The sequence below is a fragment of the Buttiauxella brennerae ATCC 51605 genome (assembly GCF_001654925.1).
Lineage (GTDB): Bacteria > Pseudomonadota > Gammaproteobacteria > Enterobacterales > Enterobacteriaceae > Buttiauxella > Buttiauxella brennerae.
Genome location: NZ_LXER01000005.1, coordinates 19,696 through 42,855, shown reverse-complemented (window position 1 = coordinate 42,855; position 23,160 = coordinate 19,696). Strand labels below are relative to the sequence as shown.

19 protein-coding genes, 1 tRNA gene and 1 pseudogene are annotated in these 23,160 nt (G+C 48.4%); 10 read left to right on the top strand and 11 right to left on the bottom strand.

What is annotated here, in order from left to right:
- The first annotated feature begins 70 nt into the window (after positions 1 to 70).
- The 4 genes from mutY to M975_RS00580 all read left to right on the top strand — a co-directional run bounded on the left by mutY (position 71) and on the right by M975_RS00580 (position 4,085).
- Positions 71 to 1,156 carry an A/G-specific adenine glycosylase gene (mutY, locus tag M975_RS00595; protein WP_064556663.1) on the top strand — a complete coding sequence of 362 codons (1,086 nt, stop codon included), beginning with the start codon at positions 71 to 73 and terminating at the stop codon, positions 1,154 to 1,156.
- Positions 1,157 to 1,165: 9 nt separating this feature from the next.
- Positions 1,166 to 1,438 (top strand): oxidative damage protection protein, encoded by a 273-nt coding sequence (locus M975_RS00590; RefSeq protein ID WP_034460971.1) that lies wholly within the window; start codon positions 1,166 to 1,168, stop codon positions 1,436 to 1,438.
- A 60-nt stretch (positions 1,439 to 1,498) separates the two neighbouring features.
- Positions 1,499 to 2,575: a membrane-bound lytic murein transglycosylase MltC gene (mltC, locus tag M975_RS00585; protein ID WP_064556662.1), complete on the top strand. Its 1,077-nt coding sequence runs from the start codon at positions 1,499 to 1,501 to the stop codon at positions 2,573 to 2,575.
- A gap of 256 nt (positions 2,576 to 2,831) precedes the next feature.
- Positions 2,832 to 4,085 (top strand): nucleoside permease, encoded by a 1,254-nt coding sequence (locus tag M975_RS00580; RefSeq protein WP_064556661.1) that lies wholly within the window; start codon positions 2,832 to 2,834, stop codon positions 4,083 to 4,085.
- Between the two features lie 44 nt (positions 4,086 to 4,129).
- Here the strand turns inward: M975_RS00580 and M975_RS00575 are convergent, their stop codons facing one another.
- Positions 4,130 to 6,268: an ornithine decarboxylase gene (locus tag M975_RS00575; RefSeq protein ID WP_064556660.1), complete on the bottom strand. Its 2,139-nt coding sequence runs from the start codon at positions 6,266 to 6,268 to the stop codon at positions 4,130 to 4,132.
- Positions 6,269 to 6,826: 558 nt separating this feature from the next.
- Between M975_RS00575 and M975_RS00570 the strand changes: the two genes are divergently transcribed.
- The 4 genes from M975_RS00570 to M975_RS00555 all read left to right on the top strand — a co-directional run bounded on the left by M975_RS00570 (position 6,827) and on the right by M975_RS00555 (position 10,177).
- A tRNA-Phe gene (locus tag M975_RS00570) sits at positions 6,827 to 6,902 on the top strand.
- 250 nt (positions 6,903 to 7,152) lie between these two features.
- Entirely contained in the window at positions 7,153 to 7,944 is a 792-nt protein-coding gene (locus M975_RS00565; protein WP_064556659.1) for an SDR family NAD(P)-dependent oxidoreductase, read from the top strand.
- A 356-nt stretch (positions 7,945 to 8,300) separates the two neighbouring features.
- Entirely contained in the window at positions 8,301 to 9,071 is a 771-nt protein-coding gene (locus tag M975_RS00560; RefSeq protein WP_064556657.1) for an ABC transporter substrate-binding protein, read from the top strand.
- Between the two features lie 11 nt (positions 9,072 to 9,082).
- The gene (locus tag M975_RS00555; protein WP_245164247.1) at positions 9,083 to 10,177 is read left to right on the top strand and encodes a DUF2817 domain-containing protein; all 1,095 of its coding nucleotides are present in this window, start codon (positions 9,083 to 9,085) and stop codon (positions 10,175 to 10,177) included.
- On the opposite strand, the gene M975_RS00550 is transcribed toward M975_RS00555, so the two are convergent.
- Positions 10,174 to 10,947, bottom strand: a complete 774-nt coding sequence (locus tag M975_RS00550) for a 2OG-Fe(II) oxygenase family protein (RefSeq protein ID WP_064556850.1) — start codon at positions 10,945 to 10,947, stop codon at positions 10,174 to 10,176. The two genes, M975_RS00555 and M975_RS00550, sit on opposite strands and share 4 nt — an antisense overlap.
- A gap of 100 nt (positions 10,948 to 11,047) precedes the next feature.
- Between M975_RS00550 and M975_RS00545 the strand changes: the two genes are divergently transcribed.
- Both M975_RS00545 and M975_RS00540 read left to right on the top strand, forming a co-directional pair.
- The gene (locus M975_RS00545; protein WP_064556655.1) at positions 11,048 to 11,956 is read left to right on the top strand and encodes a LysR substrate-binding domain-containing protein; all 909 of its coding nucleotides are present in this window, start codon (positions 11,048 to 11,050) and stop codon (positions 11,954 to 11,956) included.
- Between the two features lie 260 nt (positions 11,957 to 12,216).
- Entirely contained in the window at positions 12,217 to 12,978 is a 762-nt protein-coding gene (locus M975_RS00540) for a lipoprotein YafT (RefSeq protein ID WP_064556653.1), read from the top strand.
- A gap of 157 nt (positions 12,979 to 13,135) precedes the next feature.
- Here M975_RS00540 and M975_RS00535 read toward each other — a convergent pair whose 3' ends face one another.
- The 9 genes and pseudogenes from M975_RS00535 to vasI all read right to left on the bottom strand — a co-directional run.
- Positions 13,136 to 14,464 carry a VasL domain-containing protein gene (locus M975_RS00535; RefSeq protein ID WP_064556651.1) on the bottom strand — a complete coding sequence of 443 codons (1,329 nt, stop codon included), beginning with the start codon at positions 14,462 to 14,464 and terminating at the stop codon, positions 13,136 to 13,138.
- Between the two features lie 112 nt (positions 14,465 to 14,576).
- Complete coding sequence (locus tag M975_RS00530) at positions 14,577 to 15,050, bottom strand: hypothetical protein (protein ID WP_064556649.1); 474 nt, start codon at positions 15,048 to 15,050, stop codon at positions 14,577 to 14,579.
- Positions 15,051 to 15,142: 92 nt separating this feature from the next.
- Positions 15,143 to 15,613 (bottom strand): DUF1240 domain-containing protein, encoded by a 471-nt coding sequence (locus M975_RS00525; RefSeq protein WP_064556647.1) that lies wholly within the window; start codon positions 15,611 to 15,613, stop codon positions 15,143 to 15,145.
- Between the two features lie 65 nt (positions 15,614 to 15,678).
- Positions 15,679 to 16,161: a DUF1240 domain-containing protein gene (locus tag M975_RS00520; protein WP_064556645.1), complete on the bottom strand. Its 483-nt coding sequence runs from the start codon at positions 16,159 to 16,161 to the stop codon at positions 15,679 to 15,681.
- Complete coding sequence (locus M975_RS00515) at positions 16,148 to 17,023, bottom strand: hypothetical protein (protein WP_064556643.1); 876 nt, start codon at positions 17,021 to 17,023, stop codon at positions 16,148 to 16,150. The genes M975_RS00520 and M975_RS00515 overlap by 14 nt, the downstream gene beginning before the upstream one ends.
- 17 nt (positions 17,024 to 17,040) lie before the next feature.
- On the bottom strand, positions 17,041 to 17,520 hold the full coding sequence (locus tag M975_RS00510) for an Hcp family type VI secretion system effector (protein WP_064556641.1): 480 nt from the start codon (positions 17,518 to 17,520) through the stop codon (positions 17,041 to 17,043).
- 71 nt (positions 17,521 to 17,591) lie between these two features.
- On the bottom strand, positions 17,592 to 21,116 hold the full coding sequence (tssM, locus tag M975_RS00505; RefSeq protein ID WP_064556640.1) for a type VI secretion system membrane subunit TssM: 3,525 nt from the start codon (positions 21,114 to 21,116) through the stop codon (positions 17,592 to 17,594).
- A gap of 18 nt (positions 21,117 to 21,134) precedes the next feature.
- Positions 21,135 to 22,529, bottom strand: a complete 1,395-nt coding sequence (tssA, locus tag M975_RS00500) for a type VI secretion system protein TssA (RefSeq protein ID WP_064556639.1) — start codon at positions 22,527 to 22,529, stop codon at positions 21,135 to 21,137.
- Between the two features lie 4 nt (positions 22,530 to 22,533).
- Positions 22,534 to 23,139, bottom strand: a pseudogene (gene vasI, locus M975_RS00495) (type VI secretion system-associated protein VasI); the annotation flags it as partial.
- Between the last annotated feature and the right edge of the window lie 21 nt (positions 23,140 to 23,160).

The window sequence follows — 23,160 nt, the reverse complement described above, 5'->3', positions numbered from 1 at the left end:
CACAGAGTCGTCTGTGCTGGAATCAGCCACCTAAATCACACACTTATTATTTATCGGATGCCGGGTAACAATGACACAAGCGCCGCAATTCTCCCACCAGGTTCTCGATTGGTACCAAAAATACGGGCGCAAAACACTGCCATGGCAACTCGAGAAAACGCCTTATAAAGTATGGCTGTCTGAGGTGATGTTGCAACAAACTCAAGTTGCCACCGTCATTCCTTACTTTGAGCGTTTTATGGAACGCTTCCCGACCGTCACCGATCTTGCTCACGCGCCCATTGATGAAGTGCTGCACCTGTGGACTGGCCTGGGTTATTACGCCCGTGCCCGCAACCTGCATAAAGCCGCACAAATGGTGGCGAACCAGCATGGCGGCGTTTTTCCGGAAACCTTTGAAGAAGTGTCTGCACTGCCAGGCGTTGGGCGCTCAACTGCGGGTGCTATTCTTTCGCTATCGCTTGGTAAACACTTCCCGATACTCGATGGCAACGTAAAACGGGTGCTGGCACGTTGTTATGCCGTCGCTGGCTGGCCGGGAAAAAAAGACGTTGAGAAAAAACTCTGGGACATCAGCGAGCAAGTCACACCTGCGCAAGGCGTGAGCCAGTTTAACCAGGCAATGATGGATCTTGGGGCGATGGTTTGTACCCGCTCAAAACCAAAATGCGAACTGTGCCCGGTAAATAATATCTGTGTGGCTTATGCCAATAACAGCTGGGCCAGTTATCCAGGCAAGAAGCCTAAAGTCACCATACCGGAACGCATCGGTTATATGCTGATGATGCAACACCAGCAAAGCGTGCTGCTTGCGAAGCGGCCACCTGTCGGCCTGTGGGGTGGTTTATACTGTTTCCCACAGTTTACAACCGAAGATGAGCTGCGCGGCTTCCTGGCGCAACACCATATTCCCGTCGATAATCTCACGCAATTAACCGCCTTCCGCCATACTTTCAGCCACTTCCATTTGGACATCGTCCCAATGTGGCTCCCCGTGCCTTCATTCAGCGGGTGCATGGATGAAGGGACAGCTCTCTGGTATAACTTAGCGCAGCCACCATCTGTAGGACTGGCCGCCCCTGTAGAGCGTTTATTACAGCAATTACACGCCGAGCCGGTAGTGATTAAATCAGCGCGAGCTGTTGAAGAAGAATGAGGATTAAAAATGAGCAGAACTATTTTTTGTACCTACCTGCAACGTGATGCCGAAGGCCAGGATTTCCAGCTGTACCCGGGCGAGCTAGGCAAACGTATTTATAACGAAATATCTAAAGAAGCATGGGCTTTGTGGCAGGCCAAACAAACCATGCTGATTAACGAACGCAAAATGAGCATGATGAATCCAGAGCATCGCAAAGAGCTGGAAGCTGAAATGGTCAATTTCCTGTTCGAAGGCAAAGAAGTCCACATCGAAGGCTACACGCCGCCAGAAAAATAAAAACACAGGGGCCTTTGGCCCTTTTGCAAAACGCATTAAGCACAACGCACACACGGAATGATGAAAAAATTTCTCGCGCTAGCTCTGGTTGTCCCGTTGCTCATCTCATGTTCGAGCAAAAAAGAAGATTCCTATAACGAAGCTTTTGTTAAGGACACGAATGGTTTTGATATTTTGATGGGGCAATTTGCTCATAACATCGAAAATATCTGGGGTATGAAGGAAGTGTTGATTGCGGGTCCAAAAGACTACGTAAAATATACCGACCAATACCTGACCCGTAGCCATATCAACTTTGACGAGGGTACGATCACCATTGAAACCATTGCCGGCACCGATCCTGCTGCGCACTTGCGTCAGGCGATCATCACCACGTTATTGATGGGCGACGATCCAGGTTCGATCGATCTTTATTCCGATGCCAACGATGTGATGATCTCCAAAGAGCCGTTCCTGTATGGCCAGGTTGTTGATAACACTGGCCAGCCGATTCGCTGGGAAGGTCGCGCGTCAAAATTTGCTGATTACCTGCTACAAACGCGCCTGAAAAGCCGCAGCACCGGGCTTAAAATTGTTTATAGCGTGACGATTAACCTGGTGCCAAACCACCTTGATAAGCGTGCGCATAAATATATCGGCATGGTCCGCAAAGCATCGAAGAAATATGGTGTGGAAGAATCACTGATTCTGGCGATCATGCAAACTGAGTCGAGCTTTAACCCGTACGCAGTGAGCCATGCAGATGCCCTCGGCCTGATGCAGGTTGTGCAGCACAGCGCGGGCGTTGATGTGTTTAAATCGCAAGGGAAATGGGGCAAGCCAAGCCGCAGCTACTTGTTTGATCCTGAAAGTAATATCGACACCGGTACCGCTTACCTGGCGATTTTGCAAGACAGTTACCTGAGCGGGATTGATAACCCGACCTCACGCCGCTATGCGGTCATAACCGCTTATAACGGTGGTGCTGGCAGCGTGCTGCGCGTGTTCAACAACGATAAGAACCGTGCATACAATATTATCAACAGCATGACTCCGGGCGATGTGTATCAGACACTAACTACACGCCACCCTTCAGCTGAGTCACGCCATTATCTCTACAAAGTGAATACCGCGCAGAAGAGCTATCGCAGGCGTTAACTTCTGATCCTTTGTATCTCCCACCTGTGGTTTTAAGGTGGGAGATACAACCTCCTCCCCCACACCACCACCTCATCATCTTGCAAAAAGTGGAACCGAAATCACTATTTTCGAATGCAATTTGAGGATGTTTTCATTTCTTTGCTGAATGTACCAAAAATTACTCCGCAGCACTGCTAATGTTACTTTCCTAACATATTTCATGTCATATGTTAGAAATAAAACATTTAACAACACATCCCGTGAGGAAATTTACATGAACCTTAAGCTGCAGCTAAAAATTCTTTCGTTTCTGCAGTTCTGCCTGTGGGGGAGTTGGCTCACCACGCTCGGCTCCTATATGTTCGTCACTCTCAAATTTGATGGCGCAGCTATCGGCGCGGTGTACAGTTCATTAGGGATTGCGGCGGTATTTATGCCGACATTGCTCGGCATTATTGCTGACAAATGGGTGAGTGCACGCTGGCTTTATGCTGCTTGCCACCTGGTCGGTGCCATCACTTTGTATTTCGCCGCACAGGTCACGACACCAGGCGCGATGTTCATCATCATCTTGCTGAACTCACTTGCCTACATGCCAACGCTTGGGCTGGTGAACACTATCTCTTACTATCGCCTGCAATCGGTGGGTATGGATATCGTGAGGGACTTCCCGCCAATTCGTATCTGGGGAACCATAGGCTTTATCTTCGCCATGTGGGGCGTGAGCTTCTCAGGCTTTGAGCTAAGCCACATGCAGCTTTATATCGGCGCAACGCTGTCTGTCGTTTTAGCGCTGTTCACTCTGACACTGCCGCACATCCCGGTCGCCAACGCGCAGAAAAACCAGAGCTGGACTTCAATGCTTGGGCTGGATGCCTTTGCATTATTCAAAAACAAGCGCATGGCGATTTTCTTCATCTTCTCCATGCTGTTGGGTGCCGAACTGCAAATTACCAATATGTTTGGTAATACCTTCCTGCACAGTTTTGACCAAAACCCACTGTTCGCCAGCAGCTTTATTGTCGAACATGCGTCAGTGCTGATGTCGATTTCGCAGATTTCCGAAACCGTCTTTATCCTGACAATTCCCTTCTTCCTGATTCGTTACGGCATCAAGAATGTGATGCTTATCAGTATCGTGGCGTGGATGTTGCGCTTTGGTCTGTTTGCTTTTGGAGACCCGACACCAATGGGCACCATGCTGTTGGTGATGTCGATGATCGTCTACGGTTGCGCCTTCGACTTCTTCAACATTTCCGGTTCGGTATTCGTTGAGCAAGAAGTGAAACCAGAAATCCGTGCCAGCGCACAGGGCATGTTCCTGATGATGACAAACGGCTTTGGTTGCATTCTGGGCGGGATTGTCAGCGGTAAAGTAGTAGAGCACTTCACACTGCAAGGTATTACTGACTGGCAAAGCGTGTGGCTGATTTTCGCCGGTTATTCACTGGTGCTGGCCTTCGCCTTCGTCGCACTGTTCAAATATAAACATGTCAGAACGCCAGCGGCCATTCAGCCAGCAGTCTGATAATCAATGTCTCCCGTTTCATTCAGAAAAGGGAGACATTACTCTTACGCCTGAATCATATAGCCGTACAAACGCTTAATTCCGTCGGCATCCGTTTCGCTATACACACCCTGCAACTCCGGCGAGAAGCCCGGCAACATATTCACGCCCTCTTCAAGCGCCAGGAAATAGCGCAACGCGGCACTGCCCCAGACTTCGCCTGGCACCACACAAAGCACGCCCGGCGGGTACGGTAACGCTCCCTCCGCTGCAATACGCCCTTCTGACTGACTCAGGCGTACCAGTTCCACATTGCCGCGAATAAACTCGCTGTTGGCATCCTGTGGGTTCATGGCAACGGCAGGGAAACTAGCTTTGCGGAACATCGCTTTTTGCAGATCCTTCACTTCAAAGCTGACGTACAGATCGTGCATCTCCTGGCAAAGTTGACGCAGAGTGTAGCCTTTATAGCGTTGGGAATACTTCTGATAGATCGTCGGCAACACATCCACCAGCGGCGTATCGTCTTCAATATGCTGTTCAAATTGCGCCAGCATTGCTACCAGATGCGCCATTTTCTCGGTACTTTCGGCTGGCGTCAGCAAGAACAAAATTGAATTAAGATCCGATTTCTCAGGCACAATGCCGTTTTCGCGCAGGTAGTTTGCGAGAATCGCCGCAGGTACACCGAAGTCCGTATATTGCCCAGTTTGGGGATCGATCCCCGGCGTAGTCAGCAGCAGCTTGCAAGGATCGACAAAGTATTCATCCTGCGCATAGCCTTCAAAACCATGCCACTTTTCACCCGGCTCAAAGCTAAAGAAACGGCGTTCCTGGGCAATTGCTGTAGTTGGGTGATCCTGCCACGGCCTGCCCGCAACTACCGGTGGAATAAACGGTTTGATCATCTTGCAGTTAGCGATGATCGCTTTACGCGCTTCAATCCCCAGATCGACACACTCAGCCCACAAACGGCGGCCGCTCTCCCCTTCGTGAATTTTCGCATTCACATCGAGTGCCGCAAACAGCGGGTAGAACGGGCTGGTTGAAGCATGCAGCATAAACGCATTGTTCAGCCGCTTATGCGGACAAAAACGATCCTGCCCACGCAGGTGGTTATCTTTCTTGTGGATCTGCGAAGTTTGCGAGAATCCAGCCTGCTGTTTATGCACCGATTGTGTAACAAAAATGCCAGGATCATTTTCATTAAGATCCAATAACAACGGTGAGCAATCAGCCATCATCGGGATGAATTGCTCGTAACCGACCCAGGCTGAATCAAACAGAATGTAATCGCAAAGATGGCCGATGTTATCCACTACCTGGCGGGCGTTATAAATTGTGCCGTCGTAGGTACCGAGCTGAATGACAGCCAGGCGGAATGGACGCTTTTCCTGGGCGCGATCTGGCGCAACTTCCGCAATCAATTCACGCAGGTATTTTTCTTCAAAGCAGTGCGCGTCGATACCGCCAATAAAGCCAAACGGGTTGCGAGATGCCTCCAGATAAACCGGAGTCGCCCCGGCCTGAATCAACGCGCCATGGTGGTTGGATTTATGGTTATTGCGGTCGAACAAAACCAGATCGCCACGGGTCAGCAGCGCATTCGTCACGACTTTATTCGCCGCAGACGTGCCATTTAACACGAAGTAAGTTTTATCGGCGTTAAACACTTTGGCTGCAAATTTCTGCGCATGCTTGGCCGAGCCCTCATGGATTAGCAAATCACCGAGTTTTACGTCAGCGTTGCACATATCAGCACGGAATAAATTCTCACCGAAGAAATCATAGAACTGGCGCCCTGCCGGGTGCTTTTTGAAAAACTCACCATGTTGGTGACCAGGACAGGCAAAAGTGCTGTTTTCCATCGCGACATATTTCGTCAATGTATCGAAAAACGGAGGGAGCAAGCTTTCTTCATAATCTACAGCAGCGGTTTCAAGCTCCAGATAGTCCTGAGCTTTGCCGGTGATCAACCCCGTAATACCTTCTTTCTTGCCTGACCAATCATCAGCCGCTAAAAAAACAGGAATCGAAAAGCCCGTGCGTTTGAGTAACGCCAGAATACCGCTGCGGCTATCCGCCACAGAAAGTACGACGGCGGCAATATCGGTGAAGTCGGTGCTATCAAGCGTGACGATTTCGCGATGTGTAGACAAAGTAGCAACCACATCGTGGCTGGCGGCAATTTTCAAAGATTTCATATGCACAAATCCCAGAGGTCAAGGATGAGTGAGTGCCTTATGGCACGGCAAAGGGAGCATTCCCCGGCGAATGTGTCTTGATGGTCTGAAGGATAATACCCACTCCGACCGCCAGACATCAGTAAAACCAGGCATCACCTGATTTTACTGTTGTCCTGCAGTGAGCGTGCGTTGCCCTCACCGCATGGTGAGCAAGGGTCTTCGGGATACGAGCGAGAGGTGAACGAGCGTCATCGAGATGCTGGAAATCATTGACTATATACCCAAAATAATTCGAGTTGCGGGAAGGCGGCAAGAGAACGAATCCCGATGAGCTTACTGTTGTAAGTGATTCGGGTGAGTGAACGCTGCCAACGCATCCGCAACTTGAAGTATGACGGGTATAAACATCAATAAACGCCCTGTTGCAGATGTGTGAAATTTCGCGCAATCATGGCACCTTCTGCCCCGTCGTTCAACCCGAGTTGCCACGCAGAGCACATTATTCGTGCAAACGCACGGCTTATTAACACAAAAGCGTTGACGCCCAACGGCCTTTACGGTTTAATGCGCCCCGTTGCCCGGATAGCTCAGTCGGTAGAGCAGGGGATTGAAAATCCCCGTGTCCTTGGTTCGATTCCGAGTCCGGGCACCACATTTAAAAGAACCCGCCTATGGCGGGTTTTTTGCTATTGGAGAAACGCTCACTCCATCGAACCCTATTCGATGACTCATCACCTCCCCCACATTCCAGCGCCTGCTACACTTTCAGCAATCCTGATGCGCAGGCATTCTGAAGGGCGAATTCACTTCCTTTCTCCCCATATTCCCCACTGACCTGCCCATTGCGAGACTGCAAAACTGACCCCCATATTTTTGTCATCCAATCTCGACAGGAGCAGAAAATGCAAATCGATCTCACAGGCAAGAGAGCGCTGGTTACAGGTTCAACGGAAGGCATCGGCTACGCAATTGCTCGCCAACTTTCAAGGGCTGGAGCGGATGTAGTGCTCAATGGCCGCTCAGAGGAAAAGACCACAAAGGCCGCCAAACGGCTAGAATCCGAAGGCGCAAGAGGTAGCGTTAAACCTGCCACGGCCGACCTGTCAACTGCCGAGGGGTGTGCGGCTCTTGTCGCCCAAATTCCTCAGGTAGACATCCTGATTAACAACGCAGGCATCTTTCAGCCAATTGACTTTTTCGACGCTGACGACGAAGTTTGGGATCGCCACTGGCAGGTCAATGTCATGTCCGCCGTCAGGCTTTCCCGCGCCTATCTTCCAGGCATGCAGAAACTGAACTGGGGCCGCGTGATATTCCTGGCCTCAGAATCCGGTTTTAATATTCCGGTCGAAATGATTCACTACGGCGTCAGCAAGACCGCCGACATCGCTGTCGCCCGCGGTCTCGCTAAGCGCATGGCTGGTACAAATGTCACCGTTAACTCCGTACTCCCGGGTCCTACTCTTTCCGAAGGTGTAGAAGCGATGCTTGCCGATGAGCAAGCGAAAACGGGGTTGCCGCTGGAGGAAATTGCCGCCGCCTTCGTCAAGCAGCATCGTGGCAGTTCGATCATTCAACGTGCCAGCAGCGTCGAGGAAGTCGCAAACTTAGTAACCTATCTTGTGTCGCCGTTTGCTTCCGCGACCACAGGAGCGTCCGTTCGCGTTGACGGTGGGGTCATCGATACTCTCTGACAGCAAACTATTTCACTGACATAACCGGGTTGAACGGCATTTATATAGATCTCTAACCTGGTTATTAAGCACTATCAATAAACTGGAATCATCACCATTCTACAGTTCGGTTACTTGACCAATAATTTGTCAATAAATCGCCTGCTTAACTTGCAATATAAATAAATACATTTACTCCCACTAACAGCATTAAATAATATTTAATGCTGTCGAAAGTTTTACTTACCACACGACACAACCGAAATTATAAGAAAAAACTAGAGCTGAAGTAAGATATTTACTGGCGGAAATAGTAACGTCATGGTAATTAATTTATGTGTGACTAATAATTTCACCTGCGCCCCTCGGAGATAAAAATGAAAAAGCATATTCTCGCCTCACTGATTCTCGCGTTTTCAGGATTAAGTCATACTGCTTTTGCACAGCAGATCCTACGTATTGGTGTCGACCCAACGTTTGCGCCGTTTGAATCTAAAGCTACCGACGGCTCGCTTCAGGGGTTTGATATTGATCTGGGTAATGCCATCTGCGCCCAGGCTAAAGTGACCTGCCAGTGGGTAGAAATTGGCTTTGACGCGACCATTCCTGCGCTTAATGCGCGGAAGTTTGATGCGATTCTGTCTGCTATGGCAATGACCGAGAAGCGCCGTGAGCAGGTCGCATTTAGCGACATGCTTTATAACACTCCAAATGCGCTGATCGCACTGAACAGCAGCACACTGAGCCATGATACGGCTTCACTGCAGGGCAAAAAAATCGGCGTAGCACAGGGGACTATTCAGGAAACCTACGCCAAGAAAAAATGGGAACCACAAGGCGTGGAGGTCATCTCCTACGCCAATCAGATGGAGATTTATCCTGATCTGGTTTCCGGGCGTCTTGATGGCAGCCTGACCAATATTATCTCTGCCGAGCAAGGTTTTCTTGATAAACCGGAGGGTAAAAACTTTGCGATTAAGGCCACTATTACAGACAAAGAAGTATTTGGTGATGGTGTTGGCATCGCATTAAGAAAAGACGATAAAACAAATCTGCAATTAATAAACCTGGCATTGGCCGAAATACATAAAAATGGCACTTACGATCGCCTGGCAAAGAAATACTTTAATTACTCAGTTTATCCATAAGGAAATAAATAATGATGACAGCGGATATTCCATTAGCGGATTATACCACTCAGAGGTCGCGTTTTATTTCCATGGCAGAGACAAAAGGTGGGTTGATTCATTCTTACCCACATCCACTCAGCGGCCCGAAAGGTGAATTACTTTATACCGATGTAGCGCTTTTTGGCAGTGAGACGGCATCTCGCATGATGCTTGTGATTTCTGGCACTCATGGGGTTGAAGGCTATTATGGCTCAGAGAGCCAGATTGCCTGGCTTGCGCAATTTGAGATGAATCAGTTACCTGCTGATACAGCACTGCTGTTTATCCATCTGCTTAACCCCTGGGGAACCGCCCACCTGCGGCGAGTCAACGAAGACAATATTGATCTTAACCGCGGCTTCATCGATTTTTCACAGACCATCCCGAGTAATCAAGACTATCTGCGTTGGCACGATATTTACTCTGGTGAGCGGGAATTTGCCGACAGGCAACTGGCTTCAGCGCTGTCCAGGGAGGGATGGCCTGCGCTAAAACGCGTAGTCGAGGCCGGGCAGTATCAGTATCCGACAGGCTTGTTCTATGGTGGCAACCAACCCAGTTGGTCCATGCAAACCATGCAAGCCATCATTGAGCGTCATCTCAGTCGCGCACGGACCATCATCAGTTTTGATCTGCATACGGGTGCTGGGGCCTGGGCCCATCCGATGCTGCTTTCTATTGCTGAGCAGCCATTCCCGGCACACGCATGGGGCAAACGGCTCTACAAAGAATCACTGACGCTTTTGTTTACCGGTGCGGGTCGAGATAGCGATACCGGCGTCGCAGCGACAGCAACGGGTTATTTGTCGCAGTTCCTGCTCAACGCTTTGCCTGATACCCAGATTCTGCCGCTGGTCGTGGAATGTGGCACCTACCCTGCAGAAGAGATGCACCGGCGACTACGGAACGATCACTGGTTACATCTCAAAGGTAATCCTGCCACTGCCGAGGGCCAGGAAATTAAACGTGATTTGGTGGAAGCGTTCTGGCCCGCCGATGAAGACTGGCGGGCACTGGTGGCGTTGCGTACTCAGCAATACTTTGCCCGTGGTTGGCGTGCGCTGCTTAACGAGACTGAAGATTAAAGACGCCCATAAAAGGTCATACGGGCGTTTTCTGATAGTGCGGTATCCGGTTTAGTGTTGTAGGCCAGTACGACCAACATTCGCGTCACCTCACCTTCGGTGGGTGTGACGCGATGAAGCGAATTACGGCCCCGAAACAAAACCAGATCGCCCGGGTCGATTGCCAATTGATCGACAGTGCAGCGTTCATCAAGGACTTCTGCCACTCCGTCGTAATTCATCTCACCCGCATCTGCATCGCGCAAATCCTTCACATACTGAAAAATACCGCCCGCTAGCGGTTTTTGTAATAACAGAGTGATGGCAAACGATGAGTTATCAAAATGCCAGCCCAATTCCTTACCGTGCGGAGCATAGTGAATATTAATCGATGAGAGGGAGTCGGCATAAGGATAGAGAGCTTCTTCGCCCAGTACATCGCAAAGAAAAAACTGAAACTCAGCACTATTATAAAGTGTGCGTAGCGGCGAATTAGAGGCAATTAAATCATCAGTGATGCAACCTTTGGTACTGATTACGTCGCGATTGCGGGGATGTTCCGCACTGAATTCCGGATCGGTTTTCATCAGGTATGCATTATGGCTGCTGACCGTGTGATACGCCTGATGGCGCTGTGCTTCGGCCTCACCGATAATGGTATTCAGTGCTGCTGGTTGCAAAAACTGGCGTAGTACCAGCGCACCGCTGGCGTTTAACTGCTCCCGGCAAGAGCGACGCCAGGCGATATCGTTAATCGGATGCACGTCGAGACTAATAATGGATTCAGGCATATATGCAATTCTCATCGTTAGCAGGTGTGATTTTACTGTAATCCCCCTGCACGCTGAGTAGCTAACGATAAATACTTAATACCTTGAAAAGGAAAAATTAATGCCTGCACCGCAACTGCGATTACCCAAAATCAGCGTGATTAACTCGTTCAAAGCGGCGGCTGAATTGGGTAGCCTTGCAAAAGCGGCAGCTCAGTTAGCGCTCACTCCTGCCGCTGTTAGCCAGCAAATTCGTCAGTTGGAGGAACAGCTAGGCAGTGCACTTTTTGTCCGCACGCCAAACGGAGTGATGTTGACCGAAACAGGGAAAGAGTATTTACGTTATGTCACTGAAGCTTTTAATATTTTGCTGCTTGGCCAGCAAAACATTCGCTATGCCGCTGCGGCTCCCCGATTAACGCTCTATTCTTTGCCTTCACTGGCAACCAAATGGCTACTTCCCGAGTTACATAACTGGCGTGCCCATTGCCTGGATGTTGACCTGGCGTTGCATGGCACTCATACCCAGGTGGACTTCAACACCATGCATGCCGATTTTGTTATCTGTTTTGGTGAGGAACGCTATAGCCAACTGGAAAAACAATTTTTATTTCACGATGAGGTGCTGCCAGTCGCCAGCCCGGAACTGGTTGCGCGTTTCCAGGGCCGGGATCTGCTAAACGAAGCACCACTGATTCATCTCGACTGGGGAAACGAAGGGCGTTTTCTACCTGACTGGCGAAGCTGGTTTCAGGCTAAAGAGAGGGAAGAACCTCAACCGCAGCCCTCTTTCATCTTCAATCTCACTTCACTCGCATTAGATGCCGCTGTCGCGGGTACGGGGGTTGTACTTGGGCAACGGCATTTAATTGCCAAAGAACTAGCATTAGGCACCCTTGTTGTCGTAGATGAGCTCAGCCTGCCGCTGAGTAAACCCTATTTTCTCGCCTGGCCACAACGAACACTGAGCCAACCGGGAAGTAGCCAGTTAATTGCCTGGCTAGGAGGGATTGCCGGAACGGATGATTAATAAAAGAGCCGTGCCAGACCAAACATTGTGATATTTCTACTTACCTATTTAATATTACATAAATATCTCCACCACGACTAAAGACTTAATTTACCATCATGAAAATCATTCAGATAATCATTTCAGCACAACCCATACATTTCATGAATGTATAATAAAATAAATCCTATTTTGTTGACTACTAGTACAGGTATATAATCACTTCAGATTTCCAGATGAACAATCACAATAATTTTGGCGAAAACAAGGAAGAAAGTAGCATGGATTCCAGGTCAACAGTCTTTTTGTGCGCAGCTGCATTTTTTCTTGCCGGCTGTGCACCACATTCCCCTATTGATGCAAAAAAAACCGGAGCATTTCGTCCAGAAAGTAGTGCCAGTAAAAATGCCCTCGCACAGCAACTGACCGACAAAGATATTTTTGGGAATGAAACGACACTGGCTGTATCTGAAGAAGATATTCAGGCAGCAATGGATGGCGAGAAGTTAAGTGTACCGCTGAATTCTGCCGTTATCCTGGTTCAGTCAGGTAACAAGGCGCCTGAAATGTCCATGCAACAGGAAATGGAAAAATACTATCGGGTATCGACATTCACCGGAATTCCAGACAGACAAAAAGTAGCTGTATGTAATAAAAATGAGAGTGGGGATATTATTGCCAGTGAAAATATGAATTATATGCAGGCGTTACGTTATATCGCAGCGAAGGGGCATCAAAGAGTCATTATCGTTTACCAGGATACATTGCAGTCAGGCAGATATGATTCTGTGACAAAAAACATGGTATGGTCCGATTATAAAAATGAAAAACTCACGGATTCAGCCTCACTGCGTTACCTGGTACGTTTTTCTCTGGTGAATGTAGCAACGGGTGAATGGGCTACCTGGTCACCTGTCAATTATGAATACAGTGTGCTCCCTGTTCAGTCAGGAAACATAAATATAACAGAGCAACAGATTACTCAGCTTAAGCAGAAAACGTTTGTAGCTGTGGTTAAAGATCTAGTGAACCGATATCAGTAATATCACCACATCTGCCGCCTGTAATTTATGGCGGCAGGCATTGATAAATATATTACTTTCGTACTTCATGTGAAATACGGTGATATATCAAAAACTATCACTTTCTGTTTAATGTCAGTTAAAAAATCTGCCATGTTAACCCCCCTGATAGTCAGTACTATTTATCAACTTTAGTGTCGGTTACCGTCCCCAGAACAGTGGTGTCTTTCAGCAACAACCAGCGGCTTAATACGCCATCCAGCCGCTCATTAATTTGTTTTTCCAGAGCATCAGTATTCAGCTTCTGCTCGTGTGCATCCTGGTATTGCGTCAGCAGGTATTCCAGAGGTGTTTCCTGGTTCAGCGTCCGTTCTGCCTGATAGACCATGGTTTTGATAGAAGAAAGTGTAAAACCTTCTTTCGCTTTTTCACGTTGTACTAACAATTCAGCGAATGCGCGTAAATCCGTGCGCGTCTGCTGCCAGCCCTTAAGTTCGGGGCTGTTTGCTGAGCGGCCTTTTAGCATGTCATTCCACTGCGCCGTCGCTTGCTGTTGTTGCAAACTTTCAGGCCACTGGCTGTCTGCCGTGCGAACCATCCGTTGACCCGTTTCCAGTGGTTTCAACGGTGAAACAGTAAGGAGTTGCTGTAACCGCTGCTGATAATTCGCCTGATCCGGTGATACTAACCACACAGTTGCTGCCCCCTGCGCCGTATCGCGCACTGCACCGATTTGTTGCTGCATAGGGTAAAGCTGCCACCACCAGAATGCGGCAACCACAACGGCGCTACAGAACACACCACCTGCAAATCCCTTAACGAGATTTCCCTTCTGGGCTATAGGCTGGCTGGCTGCCATACCATGAACAGCCACTCTCATCTCCGGCAATTCAGGAAGGGGCGGTAACAAATCGTGTGAGGTTTCTGCACCCTCTGGTGCGTACACCAGCGTCCGGACAGTCGGTTGTACTGGCACGCTGGTTATTAGCTGTGGTTCAAGCCGTTTTCGCGTGTTCTGCACAAAGTACAAAAGATTTTCCACACGCGGATGACGCTTCAACTCCACCTGCTGGAGTTTGTCGCAGATAAGTTGTAATGCCCGCTCAGTGCGATAGAGCAGCGGTAGGTCAGCGTCAGAAAATGACAGTTGTTGGCGCAAGATATTGCCAGTACGAGTGTTAAACCAGTCGAGCATTTCGGTGCGCGCGGGGCCACTCTGCGGCCAGAATTTTTCCCATTCATGGCTTATCATCGCTGCCAGCAATTCAGTCCCTTCACAGAACCCGGGCAACCCTTGGGTACGGGTGCGAGCCAGCGTATAGTAAGCCGCGGTATGCAAATCCACTCCATTGGCTTTGAAAATCGCCAGCGCCAGCGATTCCACCAGTTTCCAGTTCAGTTCCGGTTGCGATGGATTATTGGCTTTATTAATTTCCTCGCGGATGGCACTAAATTCCGGCAATTCGCGCGGGTCGCTACCAGTAACGATGGTCTGCGTCTCTTTCATTTTACTTATTCCTTGGATGTAATTGAGAACAAAATAACCACGTACAGAATAATCTTGTGCTCATTATATATTTCGCATAACTCTTACAAATTCAATATCGACAGATTAAACATTATTTAATAGAATCTACTTTGCTTTCCTGCTCAGGTGAATATGCTCTTTGTTTGCATATCTCTTTACTCTTAGCATAATAACTACCTGAGGATACGATACTAGTAGAATCACATTTATAGTAATCGGTGCCAAGCGGATATATAGAAATAACCATTGAAATAATAATACCAACAAAAAATGCCACAACACTGTAAATCGATACTGGCATTATTAATTTCCTTACAATCACACCTATTCTTTCCCTGCATGATGGCAAGGCTATTATAAGAAATATAAACAAATCAAAAACAATTGCAACCGGAAGAAAAAGGAATACGGGAATTTGTTTCCAGTCATAGTATATATAACCCTCGCCTTTAATCAACTTTAACGTATCAGGCCCTACTTTATTATAAACAAACACAATCATTCCGGTCAGGAATACAACTGTAAAAATAGCACAAGATACTCCTTTTATTTTTTCAATGTTCACTGTATCAACACCTCATTCATTATTTATGAATTACCCATCATGTAAATGCTTGTAATGAATTTACAATAACTACAGATTCACTTGAAAAAGCATTATTCTGTTTTCTGAGTTTCATCTTCACCACTTGATGAATATGCCCTCTCTCTACATATCTCTTTACTCTTAGCATAATGACTACCTGAAGAGACTATACTTGTGGAATCACATTTATAGTAATTAGCACCAAGAACGAATACAGAAATAATCATAGAAACAATCGAACCAATAATGAATACGGCAACACAGTATATTGTCAATGGGATCAGTAATTTCTGCATAACTTGATTTGTTTTTTTCCTGCATATTGGAATTAACATACAAAGAGCACATAGATCGAATAAAATCATAGCCGGAATGAAAAGCAATACAGGTATTTGCTTCCAATCAAATACAATATAACCCTCACCTTTAATTAGGCTCAGCGTGTCCGTACCAGCCTCATTACAAATAAACACAATCATGCTCGTCGTGAATGCAATAATAAAAACGGACGAAGCTATACCTTTTATTTTCACAACATCCATAATGTAGACATCTCTTTATCATTAATAAAAATTAGAATCATCTGAATTTTAAATACCTGTTGTTTTTATTTCTGGATTTTATTTTTACCTTCACTGTTTGCTGAATATTCTCTCGCCTTGCACATTCCTTTACTCTTAGCGTAATGACTACCTGATACAATACCGGAGGTGTTACATTGATAGTAATTAGTACCTAGAGGGTAAATAGATATTATTATAGAAAGCATAAATCCCAGAACCAATGCGGCAACAGCATAGATTGTTGCTGGGATTATTAGCTTTAGCAAAACAGGTGTCGTTTGCATACTATATGGAAGAAGTACACTCAAACAGAGCACATCGCCATAAATCATCACAGGCAATGCAAAAAAGGATGGAATACTTCCCCAAGTATAAAAAATATAATCCTCACCGTTAATCAAACCCATTATAGTCTGGCTACAATAATAATAAAGAAACATTATCATACCTGTTGCGAAGATAACCATTGTAAGCGCTACAACTTTTTTCTTGTATTTCTTAACATCCATGATTTCAATATTGCCCATTTATCATAGAAGACTGATAAGGATTCATGTTCTTCATATTCCACTCAGTCACTTTTTGCTGCTCTTCCATTCCCTTTCGGATACTTGTGATTAATTTTTCAGATAAATTAAATTCCTTATCAATTTTAAATAACGAATAAGTGATTATCATTCCCAAGAAAATTATAAGCACTATCCCTACAGAAATCGGAAGGGTGATACTAAACATGGCACCTACGCCTGCTACTACCATTTTTGTCACATATATAGTCACTATCACTTTTGCCACATCCATGGTGATATTTCCAATAAATTCGGCAACAGCCTCCCCACTATGATCGGAAAAAATAAACTCCACGACACGTTGAGCAGCAGAAAAATAAATGCAGAACCGTGCACCACTCATGATCCCGGCATTAATCCCTGCTTTTCCTATACCCAGTTCAAGGATTTGTGGGTGATTAACCGCATAACGGGTTCCGTTCAGAATTCGACGCACAGAAGAATAACCGCTAATTTTAATATAGGTGACCCCCTTCTGGATGTAAGGAGTTGCTTTAACAGCCAACCCTTTTAAGTTAAAAACCAATTTCCCGGCATCTTTGTAACTCCCCAGTTTAAAAATATTTTTTGCACCCGCTACCGTATCTTTAATATTCCCAGCATAGGTAGTGCCCTTGTCATATAGTGCATCAGCAACGGCATAAGCTTCATCCATGGTTAGCAACATAATGTGCTGCGTGTTTTTATTTAAAACTTCCTCTAGTTTAAGTGTATCAAGTAAAAAAGGGTGCTGAGGGTACAACTGGTTAATGGGTGCATTGCCACTCACTATTTCACCGAGATAATCACTCAGTGAAGCATTCTGATTTTTGTTATCCATAACGCCTCCAATGATTATTAGAAAATACGATCGCTCCATAAACTATATGCACTGGTTCCCGCAGTACAGTGCTCCCAATTAATTGACTCATAAGTCAGCTCAATAGATTCTTGTGACTGACCATCACTGTCATCAATAGTATGAGGCACCTGAAGATGGATACCTGCTATTCTGGCATTAGTTAATTTCAGCTTATAGTAACATTCGTTCATGCCCATACGATTGGTTCGGTAGAAACTAAAATCACAAGTCAGACACTCATTTTCAGTGATGGCTTTCCCTAATAGAGGGGATGATTTATCTACCGGTTTAATCATCGTCAGCGCCTGGTGATTAACATTCTGATGCCGTGTCAAACTGTGTGATAAACCTAGCACCATTATTTGATCATAATGAATTATCTGCGCTTTATTGCCGATAGAATTCATAGAAGAACATCCAGCTGAAATTAGCCCCTGTAATTCGCCGTTAAGCGTCATATAAACAAGATTTGCCATAATTATTCCACACTCTCAGTTTTGATATTGTGATGCCTCCCCAGGTAAATAACCTGAGGAGGCATCTATCTTTAATACAGCGTATCCGTCAACTGGAACTGGCTGAACAGCCCGCCAATAAACGGATTGTCTTCTGTATCGGTATGTACCCGGTACACCATTGCGCCACCATCCACATTAAAGCGCACGTTGAAACTACCGTCCTGTATGCTGGTTAACTGGCCTGCGCCAAATAACCGGAATTGTGCCCACGGCCCAGTGAAGGTGATACTCCGTGGCGCATTCCCCCCTGTACCAACTATCGTCAGCTTGCTCTCGTTGCCTTCGCGCATATTATTTGGCCACACCAGGTGCGCGGTATAGTTACGCCCCTGGCTGTAATCAACAAGCTGCCCATCGAGGTTCAATACGCTGCGCCGTTTGTTACCCGAAAGCTGTAACGGCTCTACCGCAAACTGCGTCCCTAAGCCATTTTGCCTACTGAAGAAGATGTCGCGGATTTTTTGTGCCGTATCCAGTTGCTGGCGGATATCTTCACGAATAATCACGTTGTTATCGCCATCGGCCAGGCTTAGATCGTTTTCCATAAACAGCTTCAGGTTCTGCTGATAGAAGCTGTCCAGAATACCGTCTGGTTTAAAGAAGCGTTCGAACGCATCCAGCGACGCATCCTGCGATGAGCGCGGACTAAACGGATAGTTATCCGCAAGTTGTTCGTTAAACGGTTTCACTACGTTTTCACGCCAGTCAACTTCCATATAGTGAACAGCTTCTACCATCACCACATGCCAGGCCTGATCGGCCAGCATACCGACCCAACGGTTCAGCGGTGTGGGCAATGTTTTCGCCATCTGCCGAGTGGCGAAAATAGGGTCGCTGCTGTTTTGATCCAGCCGCAACTGCACGGCTTTCAGCGCTGATTTACCCGGCACCGGTGCGTTCTGAATAGCCTGTAGATAACGATGCAGCTCTGTCAGTTGTTGGTAAACTGCCTGTAGAGTGCTTTCTTTGTCTTTCTGTACCGTCAGTGTGCTGTTTTCGGTAGCAAACTCATGCCCCAGACGCGTCAGCAACAGGTAATCCGGCTCAGCCAACGCTTCTTCGCGGGCCTTGTCATCCAGTTTTTCGGAAAACACCGCCGGTTGCGTGTTATCCCGCAATGCGGTCAGCGCCCGCTGAAGAGGTTGGTCGCCGCTGATGATTTGCTCCAGCGACCCTGCCAGTTCCGTGATCGACTCATAGTTATGCACGTTCAGGTTGTCCATCCCTGCACGCCAGGTCGCTGTGTAATCGCTGAAATACTGCTCGGTGAGTTGACGTTGGATTTCAGCCCGGTCAGCCTCGCTGTATTTCACACTGCGAGTCAGGTTCAGTACCCAAGAGTCCATCGCCGTCAACTCCACCAGCGCGTCACGCTGTTGCACAAAGTAACTTTGTAGGCCGTAACGGGTCAGAAACTGCGGGACAATCAGTTTGTTGTCATCTGCAGAGGTAAATACCTGGTCAAAGGTCGGGCCGACCTGATCGCGCAGATTCAGATCAGCAGGCAACACACCTAACGCCCGCGTTTTCAGGCTCTGGTAAACACGCTGGTACACCGATAGTTTGCTGAGTTCTTTCTGTGCGCTAGCGACTGAGTTTTCATACGGTGTCCAACGGCTGATGGCGTCACCATCACCCGCCGCTCGGTCTGCGTGCCAGTCAGTGTGCTCGAGGCTGTAATCGAGATGCGCCATCAGTTGGGCTTGTACATCGCGCTGGCCATGGAACTGCTCGCTCCAGCGCTTCGCCATGTACTGCTTAACCACGGTTGCGTTGCGCCCGCTTTTGTCCTCCAACATTCTTATCACACGCAACACGGCAAGTTTTTCTTCGCTGCCTTCCGGAGCCGCAGCCAAATCCTTCATCAGACCATTAAGCAGAGCTGGGAGATAACGCTGATCCAGCAGTTGCAGATAAGTCTGTTCCACATAGGGACCAATACGCCGCCCTTGATATAACCCCAGTTCAGCCAGGCGGCTACGCTCGCCCCAGTCACCATACGCCAGCGTGGCATCACGTACCGGGTTAAGCAGAGGCAATTGCAGATTGCCGTAGTCATCTGTTCCCTGTGGTGGCGGTACGGCCATAAACGCCCTCGCCTGTTCCAGTACTCTAATCCCTGCGCGCCAGTTGGTGTTGTAGTAATGCTGCCAGCCGCTGATGAGCAGGATGGCAAGAACTGCACCGCATGCCGAAAAAGCCATCATCTGGCGACGGGCATTACCCAGCCAGACGCTATTTTCCCCAGACAAATTAGGCTCTGCCAGCAACGCTTGTGGAAACAGATTGCGGGTGAAATACGGTACGGTGTCTACCAGTGGCCAGGCCACCAGCGGGCTGCTACCCAGCCGATATTGACGGGCAGCGGACTGCATAAAGATGTCATCTATCTGACCACGTTGCAGCGAAGAGGTGAGGTACACCCCACGCAGCATGACATCCATGTTTTCGCCGTCCAGCAAGGCGTCAATCAGCGCAATCAGTGATTCACGGCTGCCCTGCATTTGGCGGGAAAAACTGAACAGGGAACTGCGATTGTGGTTCTGTGCCAGCATCAGGTCCGGCAAAGCATGGTTGAGCTGTTCTACCCATTTTTGCCAGAACGTATTCAATTCCGTACGCCAGTCTTCATTCTTATGGGCATGGCGGGTAAAGGTGACGCCGAGAATAGTGTCACGATCTTTTTTGTCCAGCGACTGAAACAGGGCGGCAAAACCATGGAGTAAATCCAGTCGGGTTAGCACCACATAGACCGGTAACTGGCAGTGAAGATGTTGCCGTACATCCTGCAGACGGCTGCGCAGCATCTGCAATAGATTCTCACGGCGGCGTTTGTCAGCAGTAAGCAGATCAGTAAAGTCCAGTGTCAGGATCAGGCCATTCAGCGGCTGACGGGCGCGTTTTTCGACTAACCAGCCCAGAATGTGTTCCCAGCGCCGACGGTGTAAGACATCTCCATCTGGCTGGTCGCAGAGCGCACCATCAATATCAAAAATCACCGCCTGCTTCCCGACATGCGGTGTTATGCGTAGATGTTGTTCTGCTCCCCGAACGGCTTCAGGAGTATAAATAATGTCAGATGGAAAACCTTCGCGCAGCAGCGCTGTTTTACCACTCCCTGTTGGGCCTATGACCATATACCATGGCAATTGCCACAGGTAACGACGGCTGTCGAGATGACGTTGCAAACGCAACAACCAGCGATCAAGATAACGCTGCTGTGCATTCAGTTCCGCGCTAAGCGGATCCTGCGTCTCCTCACGCTGCTGACGCTGCTGTTTTTCAAGTTGCTGCAGTCGCTTCATGACCCTGATAGTCAGCCACGCCAGCGCGATCAATCCCCAGGCAGCAGTGGCCAGCCAGCGGTTTGCCAAAGGTTGTAGCCAATACTCGTCATCCAGCTTCCACGCGGGGCCTTTCCACCAGATCCATACCAGCAGAAAGATCCACGCCAGCATCAACAACCAGGCAGCGGAAACCTTTAACCGCGGCATCGCCGGCCTGAGCATGGTCTTAAGCCCGCTAAACAGTCGGGGGGTTGGTAATCTGAACACAAAAACTCCTGTAATTTCTTATTGTTCTGCCGTGAATTTGTTTTTCAGTGCTTCCAGCAATGACGGCTCCCAGTCGGCCAGCATCATCCGCCCCCCTGCCTGGAACATCATCCGGTACTGCTGTTGAGCAAGCTGTTCCATCCCTGCTTCTTCCATCAGTTGTGCACCAAGATACTGCCGGTGAAACTGGTCACGTGGCTCCCCTGCGGGAAGTTGCTCCAGATACCGCAGCGCTGCTTCCAATCCGTGATCGCTAAAACACTGACGGATGGCCTGCGTAGCTTCATCTGTCTGCACGGCATGAGTTGGCTGGCTACCCTGCCCTGCAAGCAGCCACTGTTTCGTTGGTTCAGTCATAAACGGTGTGAGATCGCTAAACTTTAAGTTAGCCAACTGAGGTAACCGGGTGAGAAAGCAGGTAACTTCATCGCGGATAGACTCCGCCACGTGGGAATAGCCAAGATGCTGCGCGATTTGTGCGGAAAGGTAATGGCCGTCAATCCAGTACGGGGCAAGCAATAGACTTTTTTCTGTCTGTTGCCATAACGCCATATCCGCAGTGTTCAGACGGGACTGGTACTCTGCTGCCATATCGGCAGAGACTGCCGCCAGTTGTGTGCGTCCATCGCTTTCAGCATGAGGAGTACTGGTGATAGATTGCCATAATGCATGGCGGCGCAAACGGTAGCCCTGCGGCGAGTCCGGTTGGCGTTCACATAAGATGGCTGCAACTTTCAGTAACGTGTCACGCCAGGTTTTATCGTCATGGCTATCGATATTTACCATTGCCGCAGGCGTTGTTGATACCGTCAAAGCAGCGGTCTGCACCGGGGTAGCGGTGGACTGTGTAGATGCAGAAGAAGAGACTGGCGAGCAGTCCCGAAATGCCCGCTGGTAAAGGGCAAAGAGATCATCTGCGGACTGTGCCAGTTCCGGCGCGTTATGTTCCTGCCAGCGCAGTGCAAGTTTCGCCAATTCCCCCAGTAGCAGGTCGCGCTGTGTGGCATCAGCCTGCCGGGAAAAACCATCAACGCCAGGCTCAAAACGCTTTATCACCTGCCCGGCAAAGCGTTTTTTATGCGCCATGTTTTGTGGCGCAGCGACCAACCAGTAGTGTTCCACGTAACGGTCCAACAGGCGCAATGCCAGCAACGGGTTGCCAGCGTGTTGCAAGGTACGCAAAAGATGCGCCAACAGACGGAAGTCTTTGCTCTCTGAGGCCAGGAGTACAAGCCCACGACGCTGTATTTCTGGAATATTCAGTTGACCATGCGCCAGCGAACCGAGCTTGACGATGTCGCCGTCAATATACTCCCAGTCAGGATTGTCATCTTTCAGTGCTGCGGCTGATTTATCTTCTGGCAGATTTTCCAGTAGGTGTGCAAACCACACATCGGGATTATGTAAGTCCATCTATTTATTCCCTCGCCCAGTGACAGGCTTCCTGTAACGGCTTAATCACCTGCGCTAGTCCGTCGATATTAAAGGTCAATTTCCCGGCGGCGCTGTCCGTGCCAGTGTTAATAGTCAGTGTTTTTGCACCCAGGATCTGTCTGATTTCATCAATACCGGATAGCCCCCGGCTGGCCTCCAGCAGCGTACCGTTCTCACGTACAAACCAGTGGCTACTGAAAGTTCTGTTATCTGCATTCAGTTGAACGGTGAGATCGTGTCTGTTCAGCGGTTGCATTATCGCTACCTGCATCCGGGTGATGTTGTCCACGCAACTGAACATCAGCACCGGGCGAGGCGGCAAGTTGCCAATCGCAGGGGTAGTGATAGTTACCGTCGGGCGCTCGCCAGAAGCCTGTGTGATCAGCAATTCAGTAGTATTGCCGGTACGCTGTTTTTCCTGCTCAATAGCTCGCGTCCACGCCTCACCAACGTAACTTGCTTTTGCCAGCGCACCGCTGAACCCCTGTGATTGAATCGGAGCGAGTATTTTGTCATAGCAATCGAGACGCTCTAGTGCCGCAGACTCCCGACGGCAGGATTGCATTGCCTGCAACGAGGACAATGCATCCTGCGCCTGCGGTGCAACGTC